This is a genomic window from Stenotrophomonas sp. NY11291 (genome assembly GCF_023277365.1).
GTDB classification, from domain to species: Bacteria; Pseudomonadota; Gammaproteobacteria; order Xanthomonadales; family Xanthomonadaceae; genus Stenotrophomonas; species Stenotrophomonas geniculata.
Genome location: NZ_CP096975.1, coordinates 807,170 through 832,657, shown reverse-complemented (window position 1 = coordinate 832,657; position 25,488 = coordinate 807,170). Strand labels below are relative to the sequence as shown.

Genomic DNA, 25,488 nt, shown 5'->3' with positions numbered 1-25,488 from the left:
GCACGATGACGGCCTGGCAGCAGCGACAGCACCTGCAACAGGCGATTGCACGCCAGCCCGGCGACTTCGTCGCCTGGGTCATGCTGGCCGATGTGGAACTGGAAGCCGGCGACATCGCTGCCGGCGAACAGGCCGCGCGACGTGCCCTGCAGCTGCGCCCGAATCACCCTGAAGCACTGGCACGGTTGGGTCGCGTGGCCTGGATGGCCGGCGCGCATGCCGACGCGGCGAAGCTGCTCGGCCAGGCCTCGGCGCTGGCCCCGCAGCACCCCGGCATCGCGTTGTGGCTGGGCCATGCGCTGGAAGATGCCGATGATGCAGAAGGCGCGGCGGCGGCCTATCGCCGTGCACATGCGCTGATGCCGGACGAACCCTATATCGCCGCGCAGCGCTTGGCCTGGCAGCGTCGCCTCTGCGACTGGCAGGACGTGGATGCGCTGGCCACACAGGTGCGTGGCGCCCTGGCCACCGGGCAAGGCGTGGTCGAACCGTTCGCGTTCCTCAGCGAGGATGCCAGCGCGGCCGAACAGCTGGCCTGCGCGCGTGCACGCGCCGCAGTGGTTGCTTCGGGGGTACGTCCCCTTCCTGCCGTGAAGGTGCGCGCACACGGCCCCCTGCGCGTCGGTTTCCTTTCCAATGGTTTCGGCGCCCATCCCACCGGGCTGCTGACCGTGGCCCTGTTCGAGCAGCTGCGTCATGACCCGGCGTTGCAGCTGCATCTGTTCGCGTTGAACCGCGACGACGGCAGCCGCATCCGCCAGCGCCTGCAGACGGCCACACAGCTGCATGATGTGGCTGGCCTGCGCCATGCAGACACTGCCGCACGCATCCGCGCACAGGGCATCGACCTGTTGTTCGACCTGCGCGGCTGGGGCGGCGGCGGCACGCCGGAAGTGCTGGCGATGCGCCCTGCCCCGCTGCAGTTGAACTGGCTGGCTTATCCGGGCACCTCGGGCGCGCCGTGGATGGATGCGGTGATCGGCGATGCCTTCGCCCTGACACCCGCACTGGAGCCGCACTACAGCGAACGCGTGCTGCGCCTGCCGCGCGCCTTCCAGCCGTCGGACAACACGCGCGTGCTGAAGCCTGCGCCGAGCCGTGCCGACTGCGGCCTGCCCGAACAGGGCGTGGTGTTCTGCTGCTTCAACAACAGCTACAAGCTCAACCCGCGCAGTATGGGCCGCGCCTTCGCCATTCTGCAGGCAGTGCCCGGCAGCGTGCTGTGGCTGATGTCCGGCCCCGGCCAGGCCGATGCGCGCCTGCGTGCCGCCGCACAGACCGCAGGCCTGGACCCGGCGCGCCTGGTGTTCATGGCCAAGCTGCCGCATCCGCAGTACCTGGCCCGATATCAGCTGGCCGACCTGTTCCTGGACACGTATCCGTACAACGCCCACACCACCGCCTCCGATGCACTGTGGGCCGGCTGCCCGGTGCTGACCTGCCCCGGCGACACCTTCGCCGCGCGCGTGGCCGGCAGCCTCAACCACCATCTGGGGTTGGCACGGATGAATGTCGCCGACGATGCCGGGTTCATCGCCACCGCCAGCGCGCTGGGCAACGATCCGGCAGCACTGGCGGCGTTGCGCGCTGAACTGGCACAGGCACACGAAGACAGCGGCCTGTTCGACATGGCCGGATTTGCCCACGACCTTTCGGCGCTGCTGCAGCATCTGGCGGGCGAACAGGGCTGGCAGGGCCTCGACATCGCTTGAGCGATCCCTGCGCTACGCTCGGGATTCCTCCCCGCGTGGTGTGACGATGGCCAAGCTCAAGCGCAAGGACTACGACGAACTGCTGCTGCCTTTGCAGCTGGAACTGACCGCCATGGCACGCTGGGTGCAGCACAGCGGGCAACGCCTGCTGGTGCTGTTCGAGGGACGTGATACCGCAGGCAAAGGCGGCGCGATCCAGGCCATCAGCCAGCACCTCAACCCGCGCCAATGCCGGGTGGTGGCGCTGCCCAAGCCCACCGACCGCGAAGCCACGCAGTGGTACTTCCAGCGCTACGCCTCGCACTTGCCCGCCGCCGGCGAGATCGTGCTGATGGACCGCAGCTGGTACAACCGCGCAGGCGTCGAGCGGGTGATGGGCTATTGCAGCGAAACCGAGTACCAGCAGTTCCTGCATCAGGCGCCGGTGTTCGAACAGCTGCTGGTGGACGACGGCATCCTGCTGTTCAAGTACTGGCTGTGCGTGGACCAGGAGCAGCAGGAAAAGCGCTTCGCCGAGCGCCACCACGATCCGCTGAAGGGCTGGAAGCTCTCTCCGGTGGACCTTAAATCACGCAGCAAGTACAGCGCTTACACCGAGGCCCGCGAGGCAATGCTGCGCGCGACGCATCGTGAGGCGGCGCCGTGGACGCTGGTGGATTTCAACGACCAGCGGCTGGGCCGGCTGACCCTGGTGCGCAACCTGCTGGACCGGCTGCCGGATACGCGGGTGGATGCGCCTTTGCCGGAGCTGCCGAAGCTGAAGGGCAAGCTGCATCGCGAGCACTACGATGTGCTGAAGCCGATCGAGGATTTCCCGGTCGAGGAATAGGGTGGGTCGGCAGGGCCTGCGGCCCTGCACCTGCTACGAACCAAGGCAACAGCAACAGCCGAAGCAGAAGCGGGTTACCTGTGGGTAGGCGGGGTGGGTCCGGTTGCGGGGGACGCTGCAAGTACGTCCATGTAAGCTCGGTCGCCGCATCCATGCGGCTCACGCCCCCGCAACCGGACCCACCCCGCCTTCGACAGATTCTCGCGACCTGCAGCAGATCGACGACATGCGTGGATGCTCTTCATTCGATTGTCGAAATATTCGATTTCAATGGAGATTCATCCACGCACGGCGTGGATCTAACGTGTCGACCAAGGTCGACACCCACCAACAGCCGCAGAAATCTGTCAGAGGCGGGGCGGTGTCGGAGTGCGGGGTGTCAGCCGCATGGATGCGGCTGCCAAGCCTACATGGACGTACTTGCGGCGTCCCCGCACTCCGACACCGCCCCGCCACAACACGGAAATCGCACTTTGGCAGTTGCTGTTGCTGTTGCTGTTGCCGTTGCTTGAAAGTTTCGGCGGGTGCAGGGCGCAGCCCTGCCGATACCCAACCTACTTGGCAGCAGCGATCTGCTTTTCGATGTCGGCGGCCGTCACCGGGCCGAGGAAGCTGTGCGCCAGCTTGCCCTGCGGGTCCAGCAGGTGCGTCAACGGCAAACCACGCGGCGTGGCGAAATCCGCCGGCGGGTCGAACGGGTCCACGATCACGATCGGATAGGTCACCGGATGCTTGGTCAGGAACGACTGCATCTCCGGCACCTCGATGTCTTCATAGGCCAGGCCGACCACCTCGATGTTGCTGCGCATCGCGTGCAGCGCCGACAGCTCCGGCATTTCCTTGCGGCACGGTGCACACCAGGTCGCCCAGAAATTCACCACCACCCACTTGCCGCGATGCGCGGCCAGGTCGTAGTCGCTGCCATCCACTGCCTTCATCTTCAGCGTCGGGAACTCGGCGGTGGTGCGCTCGGCCGGGGTTTCATCGACCGGTGCCGGAGTGGTCGGCGTCGGCGCCTGTGCCGGTGGCTGGCTGCTGGCGGGGGTCGGCTCCTGGGCCGGCTTGCAGGCCGACAGCGCCAGCAGCAGGGCCAGCGGGAGCAGCAACGGGGTCTTGCGGGTCATGGCATGTCTCCGGAATCGGTGTAGATATCGCTGACCTTGCGCTTGAGGCGTTCGCGCAGGGGCAGCCGCAGATCGTCCAGTGCCGCCAGCGCAGCACGGCCCAGTGTGTCGTCGCGGTATGGCAGATGCTGCTCGGCTACCGGGATGCGCAGCTGGGTGCATTCGTACAGATCGGCCAGGCTCACCTGGTCCAGGTCGCGCGAGAGCAGCCATTCGCCGCGTTCATCGCGGCGCAACAGGCCGATTTCCTGCAGGTTGCAGGCCAGGTCCTGCAGCAGCGAATCGGTCAGCATCGGCTCCAGACGCAGGATTTCATCGTCGGCCAGGCCCTTGCCCTTGGCTCGGGCATGGTGGAAGCGGCCGAGCAGGCGCAGCAAGCCATAGAACTCGTAGCCCTGCGGCAGGCGCAGTTCCACCGGCTGGTAGCGGAAGGCGGCCATCGACGAGGACAGCGACGCGCCCAGCAGCACCGCCACCCAGCACAGGTAGATCCACAGCAGCAGGATCGGCACGAAGGCGACGGTGCCGTAGAGCTTCTGGTAGGACTGGAAACTACCCAGATAGGCGCCAATGCCCCACTTCACCAGTTCCAGGATGACCGCCGCGAGAATCGCGCCGGGTACCGCGTGCCGCCATTTCACGGTGTGGTGCGGCACCACCCGGAACATCAGCGTGATGCAGACGAACTCGATCAGGATCGGCGCCAGCCGCAGTGCGAACTCGGCCAGCCAGCGACCTTCCTGGGTCCCGAACAGTGGCATCGCGAACACCCGCGCCGACACCGCCAGCGAAGCGGCAGCGAGCATCGCGCCCAGGGTCAGCACGGTCCAGTAGACCAGGAAGCGGGTCAGCTTGGGCCGGGTCGAACCGACCCGCCAGATCTGGTTGAAGGTTTCTTCAACGCTGTTGAGGGTGATCAGCAGTGATACCACCAGCGCGATGAAGCCGGCGGCGGTGAGCTGGCCGGCACTGGCCGAGAACTGCCGCAGGTAGCCCTCCGCCGCACGCGCGGCGTTGGGCACGAAGTTGGAGAAGACGTAATCGCTGAGCTGGTCGCTCCAGCGGTCGAAGACGGGAAAGGCCGAGAGCACGCCGAACACCACGATGGCCAGCGGCACCAGCGCGAACACCGTGGTGTACGCCAGCGCCGCCGCTGCCTGGAACAGGCGGTCGTCGAGGAAGCGATGCCACAGGAAGCGGCCGAAACTGATGGCCCGTGCGCGATCCCGCGCGCGCTCCATCCACAGGTTGAGCGTATCCAAAGGTTCCATCGGCGAAAGGGTACCCGATGCGGAATGCTCGCAGGATAGCCATACTGGTGGCCACACGACGAGGAGAAGCGGGCACGATGGGCGAGATTCTGGTGCTGTACTACAGCCGGGGCGGTTCGGTGGCACGGCTGGCGCGCCAGATCGCGCGGGGCATCGGCGAAGTGCCGGGCATGACCGCGCGCCTGCGCACGGTGCCGCCGGTGGCTGCGGTGACCCAGACCGCGCAGCCGCCGGTACCCGACGATGGTGCCCCCTACGTGAGCGTGCAGGACCTGGTCGAATGCCAGGGCCTGCTGCTCGGCAGCCCCACCCGCTTCGGCAACATGGCGGCCCCGGTGAAGCACTTCCTCGACGGGCTGGGCGCCGAATGGGTCAACGGCACCCTCTCCGGCAAGCCGGCCGGCGTGTTCACCTCCACCGCCTCGATGCATGGCGGGCAGGAATCGACCCTGCTGTCGATGCAGGTGCCACTGCTGCACCATGGCTGCGTGATCGTCGGCATCCCGTTCACCGAGCCGGCGCTGAGCCACACCACCAGTGGCGGCACGCCCTATGGCGCCAGCCACGTCGCCGGTGCCGCCGACGACCCGCAGCCGACCGACGACGAGGCGGTGCTGGCGCGTGCGCTGGGCCACCGGGTGGCCGACATCGCGCAGCGGTTGGCCCGATGAACCGCGCGCCGCGCACGGTCCTGCTGCTGGCCCTGATGGGGCTGGCCGCGCTGTTCGCCGGCTGGTTCATCAATGACAAGCACTGGCTGGCCACCCAGCTGGTGTTCACCGCGCCGCCGCTGGCGCTGGCCTGTGCGCTGCGCCTGGGCTGGCGCAAGGCCGGCTTCTGGGCCTCGGTGCTGGCGCTGGGCTGGTTCAGCCATGGCGTGATGAGCGCCTGGAGCCATCCGGAAACGCGCTGGCTGGCATTGATCGAGATCGCGCTGGCCCTGCTGGTGATCTTCAGCGCCAGCCTGCCAGGGCTGCGCGCCCGCTTCGGCAAGCGACGCTGACGCTGCGCCCGCCGGGCCGTATCATCTGTGTTCCTGGCCCCGCGCCGCTGTACCTGTCCTGGTTTCGCGCATGCACATGATGGAAGAGCTCCTGGTCGTCACCACCGGTGGCACGATCGACAAGATCTACTTCGACGACAAGTCGGACTACCAGATCGGCGACCCCCAGATCGGCATGATCCTGCGCGAGCTGGGCGTGACGTTCCGCTTCAACGTGATTCCGATCCTGCGCAAGGATTCGCTGCACATCAACGATGAAGACCGCGAACTGATCCGCGCCACCATCGCCGCGCAGCCGACCCGGCACGTGCTGGTGACCCATGGCACCGATTCGATGGTGCAGACCGGCAAGGTGCTGGCGACGATCCCGGACAAGACCATCGTGATGACCGGCGCGCTGAGCCCGGCGCGTTTCCGCGGTTCGGATGCGGAGTTCAACATCGGCTGTGCGATCGGTGCGGTGCAGTCGCTGCCGACCGGCGTGTACATCGCCATGAACGGGCGGATCTTCGATCCGCAGCACGTGCGCAAGAACGTAGCGGCGAACCGCTTCGAATCGGTTTGAGGAACGGCGTGCCGACCAAGGTCGGCACCCACCACGACGCGGCGGCACGCACCACCGCGCGGCCCCATGAAAAAACGCCCCGGCCTAAGCCGGGGCGTGCCCATGGAGAGGGACTTGGGCTCAGTACTGGGCGCTGAGGGTCAGGCCCGAGAAGGTGCTGTACGCCTTCACCCGCACATACCAGGTGCCGGCGGCCGGGCTGTTGATGGTGCAGGTCTCGCTGTTGCCGCTCAGGTACGGACGGCAGGTGTAGGTGGTATCGGTCGGGGCACTGCCCTGGCGCACGTACAGGTCGGCATCACCGCTGCCGCCACTGATCGCCACGCGCAGCTGGCTGCTGCCGGCCGGAACCGCAACGGTGTAGTTCAGCTCGGCACCGGTGGCGGCGCCCAGGCCGGTCACCGGCACGTTGTTCTGCAGCACGTTGCCACCCGGGTTCGGGCCGCCGCCGTTGATCGCTGCAGCGACCGCCGCGTCGGCGTCGATGATGCCGGCGCCGCAGCCACCCGAGCAGGCGCCCGGCAGCGGGCGTGCGGTGCTCTTGATGATGCTCTCCACCTGCGCCGGGCTCAGCGGGCTCGGGGCTACGGATTGCATCAGCGCGACCACGCCGGCCACATGCGGTGCTGCCATCGAGGTGCCGTTGTACGAAGCGTAGCTGGCACTGCCCGGGGTAGTGGTGCCGCTGTTGAGGGTGGACAGGATGCCCTGGCCCGGTGCCGAGATATCGATGCCGTTGCCATAGTTGGAGAAGCTGGCACGCGCACCGGCCGAGGTGGTGGCCGCCACTGCGATCACGTTCGGGCAGTTGGCCGGCACCGACGAGGACACGTTGGTGTTGCTGTTGCCGGCGGCGACCACCACGGTGGTGCCACGGCCGACAGCGCCATTGATCGCGTTCTGGTAGGTGGTCGAGCAGCTGCCACCGCCGCCCAGCGAGAGGTTGATGACCTCGGCCGGATTGGCATTGGCCGGCACGCCACTGACGCTGCCGCCGGAGGCCCACACAATCGCGTCGGCGATGTCAGAGGTGTAACCGCCGCACTTGCCGAGTACGCGCACCGGCACGACCTTGGCGTTGAATGCGGTACCTGCCACGCCGGTGCTGTTGTTGGTCACCGCCGCCACCGTACCGGCGACGTGGGTACCGTGCCAGCTGGAGTTCGAGCCCGGGTAGCCCGCCTGGCACTCGTTGTCGCCGTACCAGTCGCCCTCATCGTTCGGGTTGTTGTCGCGGCCGTTGCCGTCGCGCGCCATCGCCGCATCGCTGATGAAGTCGTAGCCCGGCAGGATGTTGGCATTGAGGTCGGCATGGTTGGTGATGCCGGTGTCGATCACCGCCACGACCACACCGGTGCCGGTGGCCTTGTCCCAGGCCGGCCGGATGTTGATGCCGGCATTGGAGGTGCCGAAGCCCCACTGCTCGCTGAATCGGGTGTCGTTCGGGGTCAGCGTGGCACGCATGATCTGGTCGACTTCAACGTATTCCACGTTCGGGTCGGCGGCCAGCTTGCGCATCAGCTGCTCGGATTCGGCCTGGTCGAGCGGACGATCGGTCTTGACCAGGGTCGGGCCGACGGCCAGCTTGCGGACCTGCTGCAGGCCCAGCGCGCGGCCCTGGCTGCTGGCCAGGCCGGCGGCGGCACTCTTCAGTGAAGAGGCCAGTGCGGTGGTGTTGGCCACCGGCGCGCTGCCGTCGCGGTACTTCACGATGAAGCGCTGGTGGGTCGGCGCGGACTGCAGGCCGCTGAGCTGGACATCACCGGCCAGCGCAGGCGTGGCCAGCAGCAGCGATGACAGAACGGACGCACCAAGGACCACCCACACTCGACGCACACGCGGTTGCGTTACCTGGGACATCGTATTTCCCTTTCTTGTGGTGTGAATGCCGGAATCGGCAGAAGCACCGGCCCGAACCCTGGGCTGGCTTGCATTGGCGAGGTTCGAAGTCCGGCGAGCCAGCGGATCCCCCTTCCGATCCGCCGTGCAGATGACGCTAATGACCAAAACCGGACACCACAAGATTTTCAGCGTCTTTTCAGCAAGATGAAATGTTCGTTCTGAGACTTCCCGGGTCGAGGGTTTGTGAAGGTGAAGGAACTTTCTCGTGCCCTGCACGCACCTGACTGGGTCATCACATGTCCTGCGATGACTTTGCCGACATCGGCGTCCACTGCTGGCACCAACGACCGCGGAGCGCCTGCCCGCCGCGTCGGACGCGCTGACTACTTTGCCTGCGGAACGCGCGCCGGCCGGATGCGCTGCCCTTTGACCGGCTCGCCGCGTGCAACCGGCTGGCCATCGGCCACGTAGCCGGAGAACTGTGCCGGCAACGCTTCGCCGACACCGAACACGGGCCCGGCCTGCAGCTGGTAGTGCAGGTGCGGCTCGGAGGAGTTGCCGCTGTTGCCACAGTCACCGAGGTGCGCGCCGCTGCGGACAACCTGTCCCTGCGCGACGCGCACACTACCCTGGCGCAGGTGCGCCAGCACCGAGTATTCCTCATTGCCGTGGTCGAGGATGACGCGGTTGCCGGTGAGCTGGACGGCATTCATCTGGCCCGGCACGTTGTCGGCCACACCCTCGATCACCTCCACCACCGTGCCGTCGGCTGGCGCGAGGATCGGGCGACCGAAGCAGTAGTAGTCATCGTTGCGCAGCCCATCACCGCGGTGCGAGCGGCCATCGCGGAGCACCAGCAGATCCAGCGCGAAGCGCTGGCCGGCATGGGCCGCATGGTAGTTCTGTTCGACAGTACGCCCGCCCCAGAACACGAAGTACTCATCGTCGAACGGCAGTTGCAGCCGTGTGCGGGTCTGGTAGTCGAGGAACCCGCTCGCCGCTGCCTGCGGCGGTGCGGTCTGTAGCGGGCGGATGTAGAAGCCGCCGATCCGCCCTTCGGCATCGATGGCCCACAGCACCTGGATGATGGCCGGGCTCCTGGCGAAGCGCGCCTGTCGCAGATAGGTGTCGAATCCATCAACCTTCTCGACCTTCTCACTGACCAGCTCGGTTTCTGCGCCCCAGCCCGCCAGCACCTGCTCGCGCAGCGCCACCAGGCTCTGCGGGGACTGCAGCCCCGCCTGCATCTGGGGCGTCATCCGTTCCCACAGTGCGTCGACGTGCCCTTCGTAGAACTGCGCGGTCAGCATGGCACCTTGTTGGCGCGGATCTGTGGCCGCAGCCGCACTGGTGAGAGCAGAGAAGGAAACAACCAGAACTGCAAACAGGCGCGGAAGCAATGTCATGTCAGGGGTCCTTTCGATCCGGATCGGGAAGGCCGGCAACGATGGCCGCCAGCTGCGTGCGGTACTCGGCCAGGGCAGTGCGGCCCCTCGGCGTCAACTGCAAGGTGGTCAGTGGGCGCTTGCCGCGGAACGACTTGTCGATGGCAACCAGACCTGCCGCTTCAAGCTTGCTCAGATGGCTGGAGAGGTTGCCCTTGCTCAACCCGCTGAGATGCTCGACAAATCCGAACTCGGCGGATTCGGCACCTGCCAGGATCGACAGGATCAGCAGGCGCGCCGGCTCGTGGATCAAGCGGTCGAGCTGGAGCAGCGCTCTGGAATCAGGCAGCTGGGTCATTCGACGTTCGTCCGCGCCGCCATGAACGCGCGCATCTCCACCTGCAGCCGCTGGAAGCGCTGGTGGTCACGCCAGCCGACCACGATCAGTGCGATGGATGCCAAGGGGAACACCGCGGTGCTCGGGCCGAAGCCGTACGCCTGCCCGGTGAAGGCCAGCGCGGCCTGGCACAGCAGGAACACGCCCACGATGAACTCCAGCGGCGTACGCAGCCAGCGCCACACCACCCAGGGCAACAGGGCCACCACGACCAGGTAGCCAATGGCGCGCAGGTCCCAGGCGCGTTCGCCCATCGGTACCAGCCGGGTCAGCACGCTGCCGATCACAAGCACGCTTACCAGCGCGGTGAAGGCGATGAAGAAGCGCTGGAAATTGCGTTCGACCGGCGTGACCTGCTCTTCGACCTGGCCCAGCCGCTGGTAGTAGCGGCGTGCCAGCCATTGCTTGCCGACGATCCACAGCACCGGCACGGCAATCAGCACGATGCGCAGCGCCAGGGTGGTCGGCAACAGGGCGCCGGCAAGGAACGAGGCCAGGCAGGCGATGCCGCCTGCCATCGCCGACAGGCCCCCGGCACTTCGCGAGTACCGCGAGTACTCACGAGTCAGCGCCTGCAGGCGCGAGGAAGGATCAATGACGGACGGCTGCTGCATGACACGCTCCATCGGGGTCGCTTGAATTTAGTTTGCATTGCAAACCTATTTGCGTCAAGCAATCGTCTGCTGCGGCCTGACGGGCGGGCCCACAACGCAGAAAGCCCGTCACTGGGACGGGCTTTCCAGAGGCGCAGTCGAGCATGGCTCGACGCTACAGTTCGGCGTGGGCGATCAGCCCAGCTTGACCAGCCAGTTGTGGCGGTCCGACAGGCGGCCGTACTGGATGTCGGTCAGTTCCTTGCGCAGCGACATGGTCACTTCGCCGGCCGGGGCGTTGATGTCCCCCACCGAGAAGCCCTCGCCCTTCAGCTGGCCGATCGGGGTGACCACCGCCGCGGTGCCGCAGGCGAACACTTCGGCGATCTCGCCGGAGGCAACGCCATCCTTCCACTCGTCGATGCTGACCTTGCGCTCTTCGACCTTCATGCCGCGGTCGCGGGCCAGCTGCAGGATGCTCTCGCGGGTGATGCCCTCGAGGATGCTGCCCGAGAGCTGCGGGGTGACCAGCGTGCCGTCCTTGTAGACCAGGAACACGTTCATGCCACCCAGTTCTTCCAGGTACTTGCCTTCGACCGGGTCGAGGAACAGCACCTGCGAGCAGCCCTGTGCCTGCGCCTTCTGCTGCGGCAGCAGCGAGGCGGCGTAGTTGCCGCCGCACTTGGCGGCGCCGGTGCCGCCCTTGGCTGCACGCGCGTATTCGGTGGACAGCCAGATCGACACCGGGGCGACGCCCTTGGCGAAGTACGGGCCAGCCGGGCTGGCGATGACGTAGTAGCCGGCCTTGTGTGCGCCACGCACGCCGAGGAAGGCTTCGTCGCCGATCATGAACGGACGGAAGTACAGGCTCGACTCATCGGCCGACGGCACCCAGGCGCTGTCGACGGCGATCAGCTGCTTGAGCGATTCGACGAAGATCTCCACCGGCAGTTCCGGCAGCGCCAGGCGCTGTGCCGAACGCTGCAGTCGACGGCCGTTGGCATCCGGGCGGAAGGTCCAGATCGAACCGTCGGCATGGCGGTAGGCCTTGATGCCTTCGAAGATTTCCTGGCCGTAATGCAGCACGGCTGCAGCCGGGTCCAGCTGCAGCGGGCCGTAGGCGCGCACATTGGCGTTGTGCCAGCCGGTGTCCTTGTCCCAGCGCACTTCCACCATGTGGTCGGTGAAGTGCAGGCCGAAGCCCGGCTTCTCCAGGATCTGGGCGCGCTCCTCAGCGCTGCGCGGGTGGTCCGAACGGGTGACGGCGAAGCTGGGAATGGACTGGGACACCGGAGATTTCCTGTTCTGGTTGCGGGTAATGCCGGGCCCGCGTCACTGCGGGCCGTGGGTCAAAGCATGCCGGTCTCGAGCCGGGCCGCCTCGGACATCATGTGCTGGTTCCACGGCGGGTCGAACACCAGGTCGACGTCGGCCTCGGCCACCGTCGGGATCATTTCGAGCTTGCTGCGCACGTCGTCGACCAGGATCTCGCCCATGCCGCAGCCCGGTGCGGTCAGGGTCATCTTCACGTCGATCTCGCGCTTGCCTTCGTCCAGGTGCTTGATCTCGACTTCGTAGACCAGGCCCAGTTCGACGATGTTCACCGGAATTTCCGGATCGAAGCAGGTGCGCAGCTGCTGCCATACCAGCTGTTCCACCTGTTCATCGGTGGCATCGGCGGGCAGTTCCAGCGGTGCCGGCGCCTCCTTGCCGATGGCGTCGCCGTCCTTGCCGGCGATGCGGAACAGGTTGCCCTCGACAAACACCGAATAACTGCCGCCCAGTGCCTGGGTGATGTACCCATAGCTGCCGGCAGGCAGGGTCACGGTGTCGCCCTGCGGGACCATCACGGCCTCGCAATCGCGTTCGAAGTGGACAGGTTCGCTGCTACGGGAATACATGGGGACCGATATGGGGCCGTGGCCGGTGCCACGCAAGACGGCATTCTAGCCCAGCCGCCCTGCGGCCGCCGGTGCACTGCGGCAAACCACAGTATCCTGTGGGTGATCTTCAGGGAGCTTCGATGTCCTCCAATGCCGCGCGTGCCAGGACCGTAACCTGGCTCTGGCCCCTCATGCTGTTGCTGGGTCTGGTTGTTGCTCCCCTTGCCTGGATGGTGCTGGCGCTGATGACCGGCCGGCAGGTCGGCTGGATGGCGGTACTGACCGCCCTGGAACTGGTGTTCATGCTGCGCATGGGTACGCTGGGCCCGGGCCGGTTGCGCATCGCGCTGGTCGTGCTGGGCACGCTGCTGGTGGCCGCCGTGGCCAACTGGGCCATCGCCAGCGCCTGGATGGGCGGCTCGATCGGGCTGGATCTGTGGGACGCCACGATGCGGATGGGCCCGCACCTGGCCTGGACCCTGATCACCCTCGCCAATGGCGCGATCGAGTGGCTGTGGCTGGCCCTGGGCGTGGCCGTGGGCGCCTGGCTGGCGCGCTGACCGCGCAGATCCACGTCACGCGTGGATGAGGGTAGCGCCGGGCCATGCCCGGCGAGCGCAGCGGTCCGCACGAAACGCCGCCGGGCATGGCCCGGCGCTACCGGTACGGCCTCAATGCCCGCCGTCGAGCGCCTTCAGTTCGCTCACCAGCGAGGCTGCCGCTTCCGCACCGTCGCCGTACAGCATGCGGGTGTTGTCGGCGTAGAACAGCGCGTTCTCGATGCCGGCGAAGCCGGTGCCCTTGCCGCGCTTGATCACCACCACGTTGCGCGCGTTGACCACGTCCAGCACGGGCATGCCGTAGATCGGGCTGGCCGGGTCGGTGCGTGCCACCGGATTGACCACGTCGTTGGCACCGATCACCAGCACCACGTCGGTGTTGGCGAACTCCGGGTTGATGTCGTCCATGTCGGCGATCAGGTCGTAAGGCACGCCCGCTTCGGCCAGCAGCACGTTCATGTGCCCGGGCATGCGTCCGGCCACCGGGTGGATCGCGAACTTCACCTTGACCCCGCGCTGGCCCAGCCGCTGCGCCAGCTCCCATATCTTGTGCTGGGCCTGCGCCACGGCCATGCCGTAGCCTGGCACGATCACCACGCGTTCGGCGTAGGCCATCATCGCCGCGACGTCCGATGCTTCAATCGGCTTCTGCGCACCCGTGATCGCCTGCGCTTCCCCGCCGGCACCGCCGCCGAAGTTGGAGAACAACACGTTGCGGATCGGCCGGTTCATCGCCTTGGCCATCAGCCGGGTCAGCAGGATGCCCGCCGCGCCGACCATCATGCCGGCGATGATCAATGCCTCATTGCCCAGCACGTAGCCTTCGAACGACACCGCCAGGCCGGTGAAGGCGTTGTACAGCGAGATCACCACCGGCATGTCGGCGCCACCGATCGGCAGCGTCATCAGCACGCCCAGTGCCAGCGCCAGCACGAAGAAGGCGACGATCGCCCAGGTATTGAGCGTGCTCGCGGCGATGATCGCCAGCACCACCACCGCCAGTGCCACCAGCAAGTTCATCACCTGCTGGCCCGGCCAAGTCACGCGCTTGTCGAGGCGGCCATCGAGTTTGGCCCAGGCGATCACCGAGCCGGACAGCGACACCGCGCCGATCGCCGCGCCGACCACCGCCAGCAGCAGCACCATGCCCGACGGCTGCCGTGCGGCCAGGTCGGCCAGCGCCTGCGCGCTCCAGTGGCTGGTATCGCGGTTGGCCAGGAAGGCGTAGCGCAGCAGTTCCACTGCACCGATGGCCGCCGCCGAGCCACCGCCCATGCCGTTGTACAGCGCCACCATCTGCGGCATGTCGGTGATGGCGACCTTGCCGGCCGACCACCAGGCCAGGCCCGCGCCGAGCAGCAGCGCCACCAGGATCAGCGGCACGTTGTGCAGTTCGGGCAGGAAGAACGTCGCCACCGTGGCCAGCAGCATGCCCAGCCCGGCCCAGCGGATGCCGCTGCGCGCAGTCAGCGGCGAGGCCATGCGCTGCAGGCCCAGCAGGAACAGCGTGGCGGCGACGAGGTAGCTGGCCTTGACCAGCCAATCGAGCAGTTCGACGGTGCTGATGTTCAAGCCTGCGGCTCCTTCGGCTCGTCCTTGCCGCCCTTGGGCGCGCTCGGCTTGAACATTTCCAGCATGCGTGCGGTGACCACATAGCCACCGGCGGCGTTGCCGGCGCCGAGCACCACGGCGAGGAAGCCCAGGGCTTTCTCCAGCGGTGTCTGCGCGTGCCCCAGCACCACCATCGCGCCGATCAGCACGATGCCGTGGATGAAGTTGGAGCCCGACATCAGCGGGGTATGCAGGATCACCGGCACCCGCGAAATGATCACGTGGCCGGCGATTGCTGCCAGCATGAAGATGTACAGCGCTACGAACCCGTCACTCACTGGCAACGCTCCTGCTCTGTCTTCGTCGTCCCATCATAACCACGGGCTGAACCCGGCGCGCGCCCGGCGTCAACCGAAGCCGCGCTCACGCGTTGTCGATGGTGACCCCGAGCGAGGAACCGTACCCTGTGCTGGTGAGCAGCCCCGTTCCCCCGAGCGCCGAGACCGATGCCCTGCCGGCGTCGCTGGAAGCGTTCCTGGCCAGCGTTGGCCCGCGTGCGTTCCGCTTCGCCGAGGCTGGCCTGCGCCAGCGCGAAGACGCCATGGACGCGGTGCAGGACGCGCTGCTGCGCATGCTGGACTACGCCGACAAGCCGGCGGCCGAATGGGCGCCGCTGTTCTGGAGCATCCTGCGCCGGCGCGTGATCGACGTGCAGCGCCGGCGCCGCTTCCGCCTGCCGTTCTGGCGCGACAACCAGGACGCGGAAGGCGGCGAGATCGATTGGGCCGATCCCGGCCCGGACCCGGCACAGGCGCATGAACAGCGCCAGCAGTACCAGCAGCTGGTGGACGCGTTGCGCCGCCTGCCCGCCCGCCAGCGCGAAGCCTTCACCCTGCGCGTGCTGCAGGACCTGGACGGGGCCACCACCGCCCGCGCCATGGGCTGCAGCGAAGGCGCGGTAAAAACCCATCTGGCACGCGCCCGCCAGGCGCTGCAGGATTACCTGGAGATCCACCCGTGAACCGCTCCCTGCCTTCCGATGACACCCTGCGCAGCCTGCACGCACAGTCGCTGCACGCGCTGTCGCCGGCAACGCTGGCCCGGCTGCGCCAGGCTCGCCACGGCGCCACGGCCGCCCATCGCGGGCGCTGGCGCTGGTGGCTGGCCAGTGCCTGTTCGCTGGTGGTGGCACTGGGTATCGGCCTGCAGTTCAGCGGCCATGGCACGCTGACGGGCTCTGCGCCGGCACCTGTGCTTGCCTCGGTGGAAGACAACAGCGCGCTCTACGACGAAAATCCCGATCTGTACCTGTGGCTGGGCGATACCGACCTGGCGATGGAGTGAACCATGCCCCGATTCAATCTCCTGCCGCTGCTGCTGACCCTGTCGCTGCTGCCGGCCCTCCCGGCACTGGCGCAGAGCGCCGCGCCCGCCCCTGCCGCACGCCCCGCGCCGCTGCCGGTTTGGGAACAGTTGAGTGAAGCACAGCGGGAATCCCTGCTGGCACCGCTGCGCGACCGCTGGAACAGCGCCGATGCCGGCCAGCGCCAGCGCATGCTCTCGCATGGCCAGCGCTGGCAGTCGATGAGCCCTGAGGAACGCGACAAGGCCCGGCGTGGCCTGCGCCGCTTCGAGCACATGAGCCCGGAACAGCGTGAGCAGGCCCGGGCCCTGTTCGGCCAGATGCGGGATCTGCCGCCCGCGCAGCGCGACGCACTGCGCGAGCGCTGGTCGCAGATGACGCCGGAACAACGCAAGGACTGGGTGCGCGAGAACCCGCCGCCGGCGAAGCCGCGGTAACGCCTCCGCTTCGGTAGCGCCGGGCCATGCCCGGCGGATTTCCGCATACCGCTGCGCTCGCCGGGCATGGCCCGGCGCTACCGACTCACGCCAGCCAGCGTGTCTTGGCCAGCAGCTCGTCGTCCCAGTCGAAACCGAGCTGGCCTTCGCGCACGAACAGCGCGACGAAGTTGAGCAGGTTGCGCGCATACATCTCGCTGGCCTGCGTTGCACCGCGGCTGGCCAGGCCCAGCGGGCCATCGATGGTCACGCCCTGATGCTCGATGCACTGCCCCGGCTGGGTCAGTGCGCAGTTGCCGCCGCTCTCCGCCGCCAGATCCACGATCACGCTGCCGGTGGCCATGCCTTCCACCATTGCGGCAGTCACGATCGTCGGCGCCGGTCGCCCCGGAACCGCAGCGGTGCAGATCACCACATCCACACCACGCAGGTGGTCGGCCAGGCGGCGCTGCTGCTCGGCACGCTCTTCATCGGTCAACGCGCGCGCGTAACCGCCCTCGCCCGCCGCGCTCACCCCGAGGTCGAGAAAGCGCGCGCCCAGCGACTGGATCTGCTCGCGGGTTTCCGGGCGCACGTCGAAGCCTTCCACCTGCGCACCAAGACGCCGGGCAGTGGCAATGGCCTGCAGGCCCGCCACGCCCGCACCGATCACCAGCACCTTGGCCGGTCGCACGGTGCCGGCCGCAGTGGTCAGCATCGGGAAGAAACGGGGCGCGCGTTCGGCCGCGATCAGCGCCGCCTTGTAGCCGGCCATGCCGGCCTGCGAACTGAGCACGTCCATCGCCTGCGCGCGGGTGGTGCGCGGCAGCTGCTGCAGCGGGAACAGCTGCAGGCGGTCGCCAGCGGCCAATGCCGCAAGCGCCGGATCACTGGCCGGGGCCAGCAGGCCAACCACGCTGGCAGCGGGCTTGAGCTGCTCCAGGACCAACGCCGGCGGCGCCTGCACGCACAGCAGGATATCGATCTCGCCCCAACGGCCCGCGTCGAACACACGTGCGCCGGCATCGTCATAGGCCGCATCGGTGAAGCCTGCGGCCAAGCCGGCGCCAGCCTCGTACCAGACGGTAATGCCGAGGGCACCGAGCTTGCGCGCGGTTTCCGGCGTCAACGCCACGCGCCGTTCGCCCGGCGCGGTCTCCTTGATCCCCAGCAACGCCACGGCCATGCAGGTCCCCGCTGATCGGTGAGTTTTCCCGATCCTAGCAGGCAGCCACCGCTCAGTGCAGGGTGGCGCTGCCCGGGTCCAGCCGATCGATCACGCCCTGCATCGCACTGTCGAAGGCGCCATCGTCGACGTGGGCGCGCAGCCGGCCCAGCCGCACCATCACCGCCAGTTCCTCCGGCGAGGCCACGCAGAAGCGCACGCCGCGGCGGTTGACGAACAGCAGGCGCGAGGAAATCGGGCTGACCCAGGACAGCTTGCCGGCCTGCACCTTGCCGTCCTTGTCGACGAAGTCCAGCCAGTTGCCGATTTCCATGCGGCGGAAGCGGTCGGCGTCGGCATTGTCGAAGTCGTCGGCGTCGATCTGCCCGCCCAGCTCGACCGCGGGCGATTCAGCCACCGGCGGCGCCGGCAAGGCAACCTGCGGCAGTTCCGGCAGCGCGCGCTGCAGTTCCGGGCGCGATTCAGCAATGCCCTGCAGGGTGTCATGCAAGGCGTCGATGGCACCGGTGGCGGCATCGCCGTGCACGCCGACACTGGCAAATACCTTGGCCAGCACCGGCTGCCAGGCCTGCAGCCACGGCTTGCCGACGATCTGGCGGCGGGCCTCGGCCACTTCCTCCAGCAGGCCGTCAGCCAGGCTCAGTGCCTCGGCCACCGACGCGCCCTCCTCGCCCTCGCGCAGCAGCGCCAGGGTCAGGTGGTGCTGCCACGGCTGGCGCAGGAACTCGGCGATGGCTGGCGGCAGGGTGGCATCGCCGATGCGGCGGTCCAGTTCGGCACCGGCACGGCTGCGGGCCATTTCCAGCTTTTCCTGGCCGCGCTGCGTTTCGGCGGCGCGACGCTCGGCGATTTCCACGCGGCGGCGATGCTGCACGAGGAACTCGCGGAATTCTTCTTCCAGGGTCAGGAAGATCGCCAGGTTCTCGTTGAACTCGGCCACCAGCCGTTCGATGATCTCCTCGACCTTGGCCATCAGCATGCGCTCGGCCTGGCTTTCGCCGGTATTGCCTTCGCAGGCTTCGGCCAGCGAGTTGAGCAGCTTGCGTGCCGGGTGGGTCTTCTGCACGAACATGCGGCGGTCGAGCATCGCCACCTTGACGAAGGGCACCACCAGGCGGCCGATCAACTCGCGTGAGCGGCCTTCCAGCTCGCGTTCGTCCAGCATCACGTCGAACAGCATGCCGACCAGATCAATCGCATCCTCGTCCTGCGGGTCCAGCCGGGTCTGGCCGGGATCGACGCCAAGACGGGTGGCGCTGGACAGCACTTCACTCTTCAATCGCTGCGCCAACGATTCGCCGTCCTCGCCGATGGCCGCACGCAGCGTCGCACTGGGCGTGGCCTGCAGCAGCGACAGCACCGACATCATCTCGCGCTGGCTCAACGGGCGGTGCTGGCCAACCGCGACCTGCGCGGCCGAGGTGGCGTCCTCGCGAACGTGGCGGGTCTGCTGCAGCAGCTCATGCAGGGCCTCCAGCAACATCCCCTGCTGGCCGGCATACGCCTCGCCGCTGCCGGCATCCTCGCCCCCGAGGTGCTGCTGCATGTGGCCACGGCGCTCGGACCAGCGCGCGGCGAACCGCTGCGCCCAGGCCGGCGCGGCCTGTTCATCATCGCTGAATTCGGATTCGAAGCCCGCCGCGTGGCGCGGCTCGACCAGATCGTCCGCCCCCGGCGCCATGCGCGGGTCGGGCGCGGCCGACAGCGGACGCCGCGGCGCCCCCATCTGCGACATCACGCCAGCGGCGGCCAGCTGCTCGTCCAGCTTCTCGTAGATGCGGCCCACCGGCGCGCGCAGGTCGCGTTCGCACAGCTTGATCAGCACCAGGTGCACTTCCGGCGCCAGCTCGCAGCCGGCAAAGGCCTCATGGATGGCCACACCCAGGTGCTCGGGGCTGACCGGATTGTGGTCGGCATCCAGCTCGGCGCCGCCGATCAAGCGGCCCAGGCGCCGGTCCAGCCGCGCCAGCACCGGTTTGAAGTCGCGCAGCAGCACGGTGGCGAAATTGCGCACCGCCAGCCGCGACTCCAGTACATGTTCAGCCAGCAGGCTCAGGCCATCCTCGGCCGGTCCGGACAGGGTGGCTTCGGCCGACAGCGGCTCGCCACTGGCCAGTGCATCCCAGGCCCGCTGCAGGTGGCCGGCAAAGGCGGCGGCGATGTCCTCACGGCGGCGGCGCAGCTCGCGCATCGCATCCAGGAACAGCAGCTGCGACGAGCCTGCATTGCCGGCCCGGTCGAACAGTGCATCGTCGAAACGCGCCAGTGCGGCCCCGAAAGCCTGGCACAGCGCCGGCAGGACCATGTCCCGGGCACGCTGAAGCTGGACCGGGTCACGGCCCGGCGATCCCATCGGTGTGGGCGCGCTCATCATTCGGGAAGGCTCCCCACCTTCTCTGATACGACAGACAGCATGGACATCGCGACGACCGGCACACCCCATGTACCGGTACGTCGATGGTAGGCCGGCCAGCCCGTCACGGACAGTGAAACAGTCCTCACTTCAAACCTCATGACCGGCGGCCCGGCAAGATTGATATCGTAAGCCGTGCGAGGCCCACGAGGCGAGAGGAAGCGGTCGTCCCTTTCCCGCCAGTGGCATGATGTTCATCACAGTTTGATATTCAGGGGCGAGACGCGACACAGACGGCGTCATTGACCACCCCGACTATAATCAAACACCCGTGATGACCGGTTCAGACTCCATGCCCGACCCCGCTGCCCTGCTTGCCCTGGATGCCCGCCGCTCGGTGCCCTCGCGGCAACTGGGCGAGCCCGGACCGGATCCGGCCACCCTGCAGCGCATGCTGGCCTCGGCCGTGCGCGTGCCCGACCACGGCAAGCGCGTACCGTTCCGCTTCCTGAAGATCGCCGGCGATGCACGTCACACTCTGGGCGACTTCCTGGCCGAGCGCAGCCGCCAGCGCGACCCGCATGCCGGTGAGGCGGTATTCGAGAAGGACCGCCAGCGTTTCAGCCATGCGCCGCTGGTGATCGTGGTGGTGGCCAGCCCGCGTCCGGACCCGAAAGTGCCCGAACAGGAACAGCTGATGACCGCCGGCTGCGTCTGCTTCGCCCTGCTGCAGGCCGCGCAGGCGCTGGGCTTCGGTGCGCAGTGGCTGACCGCATGGATGGCCTTCGACCCGGCCGTGCAGGCCTATCTGGGGCTGTCCGAGGGCGAAGGCATCGCCGGTTTCATCCATATCGGCACGCCGAAGGCCGCCGTCCCCGAACGCGAGCGCCCCGATCCGGCGGCCCTGCTGCGTGACTGGACGCCGCCGGCATGAGCCTGCCGGCAGCGCCGCCCTCGCTGTACCTGGTCGACGCCAGCATCTACGTGTTCCGCGCCTGGCACTCGCTGCCGGACCAGTTCCAGGACGCGCAGGGCTGGCCGACCAACGCGGTGCACGGCTTCGCCCGCTTCCTGCTGGACCTGCTCGAGCGCGAGCGCCCGCGGCACATCGCCATCGCCTTCGACGAAGCACTGGACAGTGGCTTCCGCCACCGCCTGTATCCGGCCTACAAGGCCAACCGCGACCCGGCGCCGGAGGCGCTCAAGCGCCAGTTCGTGCACTGCAAGGCGCTGTGCGCGGCGTTGGGCCTTGCAGTGCTGGCCCACCACGAATACGAGGCCGATGACCTGATCGGCAGCGCGCTGCACGTCCACCGTGGCAGCCACCGCGGGGTGATCATTTCCGCCGACAAGGACCTCTCGCAGCTGCTGCTGGATCACGACGAGCAGTGGGACTACGCACGCAACCAGCGCTGGGACGTGGCCGGGGTGAAGGCACGGCACGGCGTGCACGCTCACCAGATTGCCGACTACCTGGCACTGTGCGGCGATGCGGTGGACAACATTCCCGGCGTCAGTGGTGTCGGCAGCAAGTCCGCCGCCGTGCTGCTGGCCCATTTCGGCAGCATGGACGCGCTGTACGAACGCCTGGACGAAGTGCCGTTCCTGCGCCTGCGCGGTGCCGCGCAAATGGCCGTGCGCCTGCGCGAACAGCTCGAGCACGCCCTGCTCTGGCGCCAGCTGACCACCATCGCGCTGGACGCGCCGCTGGAAGGCAGCCAACCCGGCCTGCTGCGCCAGGCGGCCGACCCGGAGCTGCTCGGTGGCCTGTGCCAGACCCTGCGCTTCGGCCCGATGACCCGCCGCCGGCTGTTCGATGCCGCCGGCGTACCCGATATTCTTCCCACCCACAGCGAGCCCGCATGAGCCAGCGCAACACCGAAGCCCCGCGTGTCGTCTATGAAGGCAAGTACCAGCGCATGCTGGTGCGCGGCACCTGGGAGTACAGCGAACGCACCCATGCCGGCGGCCTGGCAGCGATCATCATCGCCGTCACCCCCGAGGACAAGGTGCTGTTCGTCGAGCAGTTCCGCGTGCCGCTGCAGGCCCCCACCATCGAGATGCCGGCCGGCCTGGTCGGCGACATCCACGCCGGCGAATCGATCGAAGTCTCGGCCGTACGCGAACTGGAAGAAGAAACCGGCTGGACCGCCGACCACGCCGAAGTGCTGATGATCGGCCCGACATCTTCCGGCGCCAGCAGCGAGAAGATCGCCTTCGTGCGCGCCACCGGCCTGCGCCGGATCGGCGAAGGCGGCGGCGATGACAGCGAGGACATCACCGTGCACGAGATTCCGCGCAGTGAGGCTGCGGCCTGGCTGGTACAGAAGATGGGCGAAGGCTACGAGCTGGATGCCAAGCTCTGGGCCGGGCTGTGGATGATCGAGCACCACCTGGACGGACGCCCGCGTGGCTGACGCCGACCTGCATGCGCTGCCGGCGCTGCTGGGCGCCGACGACCCGGCGATCTACACCCTCCACCGGCCGCAGGGCGCCTCACCGTACCTGCTGCTGGCCGACCACGCCGGCCAGCAGGTGCCGCGAGCATTGGAAGGCCTTGGCCTGGCCCAGGCCGAGCTGGACCGCCATATCGGCTGGGACATCGGCATCGCCGGCACCACCCGCGCACTGTCCGAACGGCTGGATGCCTGGGCGATCGAACAGACCTATTCGCGGCTGCTGATCGACTGCAACCGCCCGCTGGCGTCGCCAACGCTGATTCCGGAAGTGAGCGACCACACCGTGGTGCCGGGCAATGCCGGGTTGTCGGCGGCGCAGCGGCAGCAGCGTATCGATGCGATCCATGCGCCCTACCATGCGCGCATCGACGCCGAGCTTGATGCACGCCGTGATGCCGGCCGCCCCACGCTGCTGGTGATGATGCACAGCTTCACCCCAGCGATGAACGGCGCGCAGCGGCCGTGGCATGCTGGCGTGCTGTACCACCGGGACACGCGCTTTGCCCATGCCCTGCTGCAGGCACTACGCGACGAAGGCGACCTGGTGGTGGGTGACAACGAACCGTATTCGGTCAGCAGCACCAGCGACTACGCGGTGCCGGTGCATGGCGAAGGCCGTGGGCTGGTGCACGTGGAACTGGAAATCCGCCAGGACCTGATTGCCGATGTGGCCGGGCAGCAGGCCTGGGCGGAGCGGCTGGCGCGGATCTTCAACGCGTTGCAGCCGCAGTTGCTGGCGTTTGGTTGAACGTCATCCACCCGACCGAAGCTCGGTAGCGCCGGGCCACGCCCGGCGAGCCGCATCGCGGCGGCGCAACGGAATGCCGCCGGGCATGGCCCGGCGCTACCGCAGCGTAGGCGCGTTCATCCACGGGAACGGCTTGAACGCGTGCACCTGCACGGTCGCACCGATCGCTTCGAAATCATCCTTGATCGCCTGCGCGCGGCGACGATCCAGCGCTTTACCCAGCACCAGCGGCAACGCGCGGCAGCACGCCAACGCCTCGCCCACCGGAATCTCCAGCAGGCGCGCCACGCACTGGGCTGCGGCTTTGATCTGCCCCTGCGGGCACGCTCTCAGCGTCAGATCGAAGGACGCGAAGATGCCTGTGCCCACACCCGCCGCGCGCGCAGCCACCTGTTCCGCAGCTTCCGCTTCGCCCAGGGCCTCGTCGATACCCTCGACCTGCTGGAACGCGTCGTACTCGGCGTAGTACGCCAGCGCCTGTGCGTAGTCCTGCAGCGACGACAGCGGGCGTTGCCGCTTCTGCACATCCAGCACGTCGGCAAACGTCGCCGGTTCCAGATACGGGAACAGCCCCATCGCTGCCGAAGCGGCCGATCGCTCGCCATCGTCATCCAGCGCTTCATCACTGGATGACGGCAACCACAGCCGTGCCGCCAGCAGGTCCTCGTCGCTGGCCATCACCCAGCCGAAGGCGTTCCACACCTCATCATCATCGTTGCAGGCGGCGAAGGCATGCAGGGTCTGTCGCAGGTCCAGCAGTTCGATCATGCGTCGGTGCTCAGGCAGGCGGTCGCTGCCGAGTCTACCGGCGCCGGGCGCAGGCCCAGCGCGATCACCACGCCGAGCGCGGCGAACAGCGCGGCGCCGTACTGTGCATTGACCATGCCCTGCAGGGCATCGGGACTGGTTGCTGCCTGCGTGCCGCGCGCGGCGTTGGCGATCATCACCAGTACCGCCAATCCCAAGGCGCCGCCGATCTGCTGGGCGGTGGCCGCCATGCCGGACGCAACACCTTGCTGCGGTCCCGGCACGCCCTGCCCGGCCACGATCCACATCGCCGTCCAGCTCATGCCCTGGCCGATGCTGAGCACGACGATGCCCGGCAGCAGCGGCCAGTAGCCGGCGCCATGCGGCATTGCCAGCGCCACCGCGGCGATGCCGATGGCACCGGCGGCGAAGCCCCAGGCCAGCACCTGCCGTGGCGAACGGCGCCGCAGCATGCGTTCGGCAATACGGATGCCGAAGGTGCACACCAGCGTCGGCAGCAGGAACGCCATGCCAGCCTGCAGCGGGCTCCAGCCATAGCCATCCTGGAAGTACAGCGCCAGGAAGTAGTACTGCACGCCGTAGCTGCTCATGAAGGCAAAGGTCAGGCCCAGTGCCGCGCGCAGGCCGGGCAGGCGCAACAGCGAAAACTGCATCAGCGGATCACGGCTGCGCTTCTCGATCTGCACGAACACGGTCAGCAGTACCGCTGAAAGCAGCAGGCAGATGAGCGTGGCCGGCGCCGTCCAGCCCCACTCCGGCCCTTGCACCAGGGTGGTAACCAGCAGGCTGCCGCCGGCGGTGACGGTGAGGCAGCCGGCCAGGTCGAACGAGCGCCCCTGCACTCGGGGACCATCGGCCGGCAGCCAAGCACCGGCGGCGACGGCGCAGGCGGTGGCCAACGGCACGATCACCGCCAGCACCGCCGGCCAGCCGAATGCCTGGGTCAATACGCCACCCAGAAGCGTGCCCAGCGCCAGGCCGACAGCGCTGGCCATGCTCCAGATCGCCAGCGCGCGGTTGCGCACCGGACCTTCGGCGTACAGCGTGTTGATCAATGCCAGCGTAGCCGGGAACAGCAGCGCCGCACCGACGCCCTGTGCGGCACGCGCGATGATCAGCAGGGTCGCATTCGGCGCCAGCGCACCAAGCAGCGAGGCCAGTGCGAACAGCAGCATGCCCAGCCGGTAGAAACGGCGGCGGCCGACCAGGTCGGCGGCACGGCCCCCCAACAGCAGGCTGCCGCCGAAGGCGACGGTGTAGGCACTGACCACCCATTGCAGCTGCTGCGCATTGATCTGCAGCGCGCGGCCCATGTCGTGCAGGGCGACGAAGATGATGGTGGCGTCCAGGGCGATGATCAGCTGCGCGGTGGCCAGCAGGGTCAGCGCCCAGCGCGGGTATTTGAGGGGAGGCATCGGCGGGTTGGAGCGGTGGGGGGAGCGCAGTCTCATTGATGCGGACAACTCAATAAACCCCCTGC

27 protein-coding genes are annotated in these 25,488 nt (G+C 67.9%); 13 read left to right on the top strand and 14 right to left on the bottom strand.

Annotated features, from left to right (window positions below):
• Positions 1–5 precede the first annotated feature (5 nt).
• Both M1L61_RS03740 and ppk2 read left to right on the top strand, forming a co-directional pair.
• Positions 6–1,712, top strand: a complete 1,707-nt coding sequence (locus M1L61_RS03740; protein WP_248854350.1) for a tetratricopeptide repeat protein — start codon at positions 6–8, stop codon at positions 1,710–1,712.
• A 46-nt stretch (positions 1,713–1,758) separates the two neighbouring features.
• The gene (ppk2, locus tag M1L61_RS03735) at positions 1,759–2,541 is read left to right on the top strand and encodes a polyphosphate kinase 2 (protein WP_248854349.1); all 783 of its coding nucleotides are present in this window, start codon (positions 1,759–1,761) and stop codon (positions 2,539–2,541) included.
• 554 nt (positions 2,542–3,095) lie between these two features.
• On the opposite strand, the gene M1L61_RS03730 is transcribed toward ppk2, so the two are convergent.
• On the bottom strand, positions 3,096–3,665 hold the full coding sequence (locus M1L61_RS03730) for a TlpA disulfide reductase family protein (protein ID WP_019338136.1): 570 nt from the start codon (positions 3,663–3,665) through the stop codon (positions 3,096–3,098).
• The gene (locus M1L61_RS03725) at positions 3,662–4,936 is read right to left on the bottom strand and encodes a YihY family inner membrane protein (RefSeq protein WP_032130426.1); all 1,275 of its coding nucleotides are present in this window, start codon (positions 4,934–4,936) and stop codon (positions 3,662–3,664) included. Before M1L61_RS03725 ends, M1L61_RS03730 begins: the two co-directional genes overlap by 4 nt.
• Positions 4,937–5,013: 77 nt before the next feature.
• Between M1L61_RS03725 and wrbA the strand changes: the two genes are divergently transcribed.
• The 3 genes from wrbA (at position 5,014) to M1L61_RS03710 (ending at position 6,504) form a co-directional block, all read left to right on the top strand.
• Positions 5,014–5,607 carry an NAD(P)H:quinone oxidoreductase gene (gene wrbA / locus M1L61_RS03720; protein WP_010481764.1) on the top strand — a complete coding sequence of 198 codons (594 nt, stop codon included), beginning with the start codon at positions 5,014–5,016 and terminating at the stop codon, positions 5,605–5,607.
• Positions 5,604–5,939 (top strand): DUF2069 domain-containing protein, encoded by a 336-nt coding sequence (locus M1L61_RS03715; RefSeq protein ID WP_049435186.1) that lies wholly within the window; start codon positions 5,604–5,606, stop codon positions 5,937–5,939. Before wrbA ends, M1L61_RS03715 begins: the two co-directional genes overlap by 4 nt.
• A 79-nt stretch (positions 5,940–6,018) precedes the next feature.
• Positions 6,019–6,504: an asparaginase domain-containing protein gene (locus M1L61_RS03710; RefSeq protein ID WP_040009892.1), complete on the top strand. Its 486-nt coding sequence runs from the start codon at positions 6,019–6,021 to the stop codon at positions 6,502–6,504.
• Positions 6,505–6,624: 120 nt separating this feature from the next.
• Here M1L61_RS03710 and M1L61_RS03705 read toward each other — a convergent pair whose 3' ends face one another.
• From M1L61_RS03705 to sufT, 6 genes are all read right to left on the bottom strand, one after another.
• Complete coding sequence (locus M1L61_RS03705; protein ID WP_049435188.1) at positions 6,625–8,364, bottom strand: S8 family peptidase; 1,740 nt, start codon at positions 8,362–8,364, stop codon at positions 6,625–6,627.
• A gap of 365 nt (positions 8,365–8,729) precedes the next feature.
• Entirely contained in the window at positions 8,730–9,752 is a 1,023-nt protein-coding gene (locus tag M1L61_RS03700) for a M23 family metallopeptidase (RefSeq protein WP_345779127.1), read from the bottom strand.
• A 1-nt stretch (position 9,753) separates the two neighbouring features.
• Complete coding sequence (locus M1L61_RS03695) at positions 9,754–10,089, bottom strand: transcriptional regulator (RefSeq protein ID WP_010481771.1); 336 nt, start codon at positions 10,087–10,089, stop codon at positions 9,754–9,756.
• Positions 10,086–10,742, bottom strand: a complete 657-nt coding sequence (locus M1L61_RS03690) for a hypothetical protein (protein WP_248854347.1) — start codon at positions 10,740–10,742, stop codon at positions 10,086–10,088. Before M1L61_RS03690 ends, M1L61_RS03695 begins: the two co-directional genes overlap by 4 nt.
• A 174-nt stretch (positions 10,743–10,916) precedes the next feature.
• Positions 10,917–12,011 (bottom strand): branched-chain amino acid aminotransferase, encoded by a 1,095-nt coding sequence (locus tag M1L61_RS03685; RefSeq protein WP_248854346.1) that lies wholly within the window; start codon positions 12,009–12,011, stop codon positions 10,917–10,919.
• Between the two features lie 59 nt (positions 12,012–12,070).
• Positions 12,071–12,622: a putative Fe-S cluster assembly protein SufT gene (gene sufT / locus M1L61_RS03680; protein ID WP_005415385.1), complete on the bottom strand. Its 552-nt coding sequence runs from the start codon at positions 12,620–12,622 to the stop codon at positions 12,071–12,073.
• Positions 12,623–12,744: 122 nt separating this feature from the next.
• Between sufT and M1L61_RS03675 the strand changes: the two genes are divergently transcribed.
• The gene (locus M1L61_RS03675; RefSeq protein ID WP_049436454.1) at positions 12,745–13,164 is read left to right on the top strand and encodes a hypothetical protein; all 420 of its coding nucleotides are present in this window, start codon (positions 12,745–12,747) and stop codon (positions 13,162–13,164) included.
• A gap of 111 nt (positions 13,165–13,275) precedes the next feature.
• On the opposite strand, the gene M1L61_RS03670 is transcribed toward M1L61_RS03675, so the two are convergent.
• Both M1L61_RS03670 and M1L61_RS03665 read right to left on the bottom strand, forming a co-directional pair.
• Entirely contained in the window at positions 13,276–14,736 is a 1,461-nt protein-coding gene (locus M1L61_RS03670; protein WP_032130084.1) for an NAD(P)(+) transhydrogenase (Re/Si-specific) subunit beta, read from the bottom strand.
• A complete protein-coding gene (locus tag M1L61_RS03665; protein WP_005408173.1) occupies positions 14,733–15,053 on the bottom strand; it encodes an NAD(P) transhydrogenase subunit alpha in 321 nt (106 codons plus the stop codon). Before M1L61_RS03665 ends, M1L61_RS03670 begins: the two co-directional genes overlap by 4 nt.
• A gap of 98 nt (positions 15,054–15,151) precedes the next feature.
• On the opposite strand from M1L61_RS03665, the gene M1L61_RS03660 reads away from it, so the two are divergent.
• From M1L61_RS03660 to M1L61_RS03650, 3 genes are read left to right on the top strand one after another with little or no spacing between them, the layout of a single operon-like run.
• Positions 15,152–15,736 carry an RNA polymerase sigma factor gene (locus M1L61_RS03660; protein WP_005408172.1) on the top strand — a complete coding sequence of 195 codons (585 nt, stop codon included), beginning with the start codon at positions 15,152–15,154 and terminating at the stop codon, positions 15,734–15,736.
• Entirely contained in the window at positions 15,733–16,059 is a 327-nt protein-coding gene (locus M1L61_RS03655; RefSeq protein ID WP_049408964.1) for a hypothetical protein, read from the top strand. The genes M1L61_RS03660 and M1L61_RS03655 overlap by 4 nt, the downstream gene beginning before the upstream one ends.
• A gap of 3 nt (positions 16,060–16,062) precedes the next feature.
• The gene (locus tag M1L61_RS03650) at positions 16,063–16,515 is read left to right on the top strand and encodes a DUF3106 domain-containing protein (protein WP_248854345.1); all 453 of its coding nucleotides are present in this window, start codon (positions 16,063–16,065) and stop codon (positions 16,513–16,515) included.
• Positions 16,516–16,600: 85 nt separating this feature from the next.
• Here M1L61_RS03650 and M1L61_RS03645 read toward each other — a convergent pair whose 3' ends face one another.
• Positions 16,601–17,680 carry an NAD(P) transhydrogenase subunit alpha gene (locus M1L61_RS03645; RefSeq protein WP_109815260.1) on the bottom strand — a complete coding sequence of 360 codons (1,080 nt, stop codon included), beginning with the start codon at positions 17,678–17,680 and terminating at the stop codon, positions 16,601–16,603.
• A gap of 52 nt (positions 17,681–17,732) precedes the next feature.
• Positions 17,733–20,054, bottom strand: coding sequence for a DUF1631 domain-containing protein (locus tag M1L61_RS03640; RefSeq protein ID WP_049453825.1), 2,322 nt, complete (start codon positions 20,052–20,054; stop codon positions 17,733–17,735).
• A 331-nt stretch (positions 20,055–20,385) separates the two neighbouring features.
• On the opposite strand from M1L61_RS03640, the gene M1L61_RS03635 reads away from it, so the two are divergent.
• From M1L61_RS03635 to M1L61_RS03620, 4 genes are read left to right on the top strand one after another with little or no spacing between them, the layout of a single operon-like run.
• Entirely contained in the window at positions 20,386–20,967 is a 582-nt protein-coding gene (locus tag M1L61_RS03635; RefSeq protein ID WP_010481787.1) for a nitroreductase, read from the top strand.
• Entirely contained in the window at positions 20,964–21,899 is a 936-nt protein-coding gene (locus M1L61_RS03630) for a 5'-3' exonuclease H3TH domain-containing protein (protein WP_248854344.1), read from the top strand. The genes M1L61_RS03635 and M1L61_RS03630 overlap by 4 nt, the downstream gene beginning before the upstream one ends.
• A complete protein-coding gene (locus M1L61_RS03625) occupies positions 21,896–22,450 on the top strand; it encodes an NUDIX hydrolase (protein ID WP_010481791.1) in 555 nt (184 codons plus the stop codon). Before M1L61_RS03630 ends, M1L61_RS03625 begins: the two co-directional genes overlap by 4 nt.
• Positions 22,443–23,240 carry an N-formylglutamate amidohydrolase gene (locus tag M1L61_RS03620; RefSeq protein ID WP_248854343.1) on the top strand — a complete coding sequence of 266 codons (798 nt, stop codon included), beginning with the start codon at positions 22,443–22,445 and terminating at the stop codon, positions 23,238–23,240. The genes M1L61_RS03625 and M1L61_RS03620 overlap by 8 nt, the downstream gene beginning before the upstream one ends.
• A gap of 96 nt (positions 23,241–23,336) precedes the next feature.
• Here the strand turns inward: M1L61_RS03620 and M1L61_RS03615 are convergent, their stop codons facing one another.
• Positions 23,337–24,008, bottom strand: coding sequence for a hypothetical protein (locus tag M1L61_RS03615; RefSeq protein WP_248854342.1), 672 nt, complete (start codon positions 24,006–24,008; stop codon positions 23,337–23,339).
• A complete protein-coding gene (locus M1L61_RS03610) occupies positions 24,005–25,423 on the bottom strand; it encodes an MFS transporter (protein ID WP_099560585.1) in 1,419 nt (472 codons plus the stop codon). Before M1L61_RS03610 ends, M1L61_RS03615 begins: the two co-directional genes overlap by 4 nt.
• Between the last annotated feature and the right edge of the window lie 65 nt (positions 25,424–25,488).

What these genes read in the sequence shown, in the direction of transcription:
- M1L61_RS03705 (WP_049435188.1), bottom strand. Translation starts at nt 8,364, where the DNA reads ATGTCCCAGGTAACGCAACCGCGTGTGCGTCGAGTGTGGGTGGTCCTT.
- M1L61_RS03640 (WP_049453825.1), bottom strand. Translation starts at nt 20,054, where the DNA reads ATGATGAGCGCGCCCACACCGATGGGATCGCCGGGCCGTGACCCGGTC.
- M1L61_RS03700 (WP_345779127.1), bottom strand. Translation starts at nt 9,752, where the DNA reads ATGACATTGCTTCCGCGCCTGTTTGCAGTTCTGGTTGTTTCCTTCTCT.
- M1L61_RS03740 (WP_248854350.1), top strand. Translation starts at nt 6, where the DNA reads ATGACGGCCTGGCAGCAGCGACAGCACCTGCAACAGGCGATTGCACGC.
- M1L61_RS03645 (WP_109815260.1), bottom strand. Translation starts at nt 17,680, where the DNA reads ATGGCCGTGGCGTTGCTGGGGATCAAGGAGACCGCGCCGGGCGAACGG.
- M1L61_RS03730 (WP_019338136.1), bottom strand. Translation starts at nt 3,665, where the DNA reads ATGACCCGCAAGACCCCGTTGCTGCTCCCGCTGGCCCTGCTGCTGGCG.
- M1L61_RS03610 (WP_099560585.1), bottom strand. Translation starts at nt 25,423, where the DNA reads ATGCCTCCCCTCAAATACCCGCGCTGGGCGCTGACCCTGCTGGCCACC.
- M1L61_RS03615 (WP_248854342.1), bottom strand. Translation starts at nt 24,008, where the DNA reads ATGATCGAACTGCTGGACCTGCGACAGACCCTGCATGCCTTCGCCGCC.
- M1L61_RS03710 (WP_040009892.1), top strand. Translation starts at nt 6,019, where the DNA reads ATGGAAGAGCTCCTGGTCGTCACCACCGGTGGCACGATCGACAAGATC.
- M1L61_RS03630 (WP_248854344.1), top strand. Translation starts at nt 20,964, where the DNA reads ATGAGCCTGCCGGCAGCGCCGCCCTCGCTGTACCTGGTCGACGCCAGC.
- M1L61_RS03675 (WP_049436454.1), top strand. Translation starts at nt 12,745, where the DNA reads ATGTCCTCCAATGCCGCGCGTGCCAGGACCGTAACCTGGCTCTGGCCC.
- M1L61_RS03650 (WP_248854345.1), top strand. Translation starts at nt 16,063, where the DNA reads ATGCCCCGATTCAATCTCCTGCCGCTGCTGCTGACCCTGTCGCTGCTG.
- M1L61_RS03725 (WP_032130426.1), bottom strand. Translation starts at nt 4,936, where the DNA reads ATGGAACCTTTGGATACGCTCAACCTGTGGATGGAGCGCGCGCGGGAT.
- sufT (WP_005415385.1), bottom strand. Translation starts at nt 12,622, where the DNA reads ATGTATTCCCGTAGCAGCGAACCTGTCCACTTCGAACGCGATTGCGAG.
- wrbA (WP_010481764.1), top strand. Translation starts at nt 5,014, where the DNA reads ATGGGCGAGATTCTGGTGCTGTACTACAGCCGGGGCGGTTCGGTGGCA.
- M1L61_RS03625 (WP_010481791.1), top strand. Translation starts at nt 21,896, where the DNA reads ATGAGCCAGCGCAACACCGAAGCCCCGCGTGTCGTCTATGAAGGCAAG.
- M1L61_RS03715 (WP_049435186.1), top strand. Translation starts at nt 5,604, where the DNA reads ATGAACCGCGCGCCGCGCACGGTCCTGCTGCTGGCCCTGATGGGGCTG.
- M1L61_RS03660 (WP_005408172.1), top strand. Translation starts at nt 15,152, where the DNA reads ATGGTGACCCCGAGCGAGGAACCGTACCCTGTGCTGGTGAGCAGCCCC.
- M1L61_RS03635 (WP_010481787.1), top strand. Translation starts at nt 20,386, where the DNA reads ATGCCCGACCCCGCTGCCCTGCTTGCCCTGGATGCCCGCCGCTCGGTG.
- M1L61_RS03695 (WP_010481771.1), bottom strand. Translation starts at nt 10,089, where the DNA reads ATGACCCAGCTGCCTGATTCCAGAGCGCTGCTCCAGCTCGACCGCTTG.
- ppk2 (WP_248854349.1), top strand. Translation starts at nt 1,759, where the DNA reads ATGGCCAAGCTCAAGCGCAAGGACTACGACGAACTGCTGCTGCCTTTG.
- M1L61_RS03690 (WP_248854347.1), bottom strand. Translation starts at nt 10,742, where the DNA reads ATGCAGCAGCCGTCCGTCATTGATCCTTCCTCGCGCCTGCAGGCGCTG.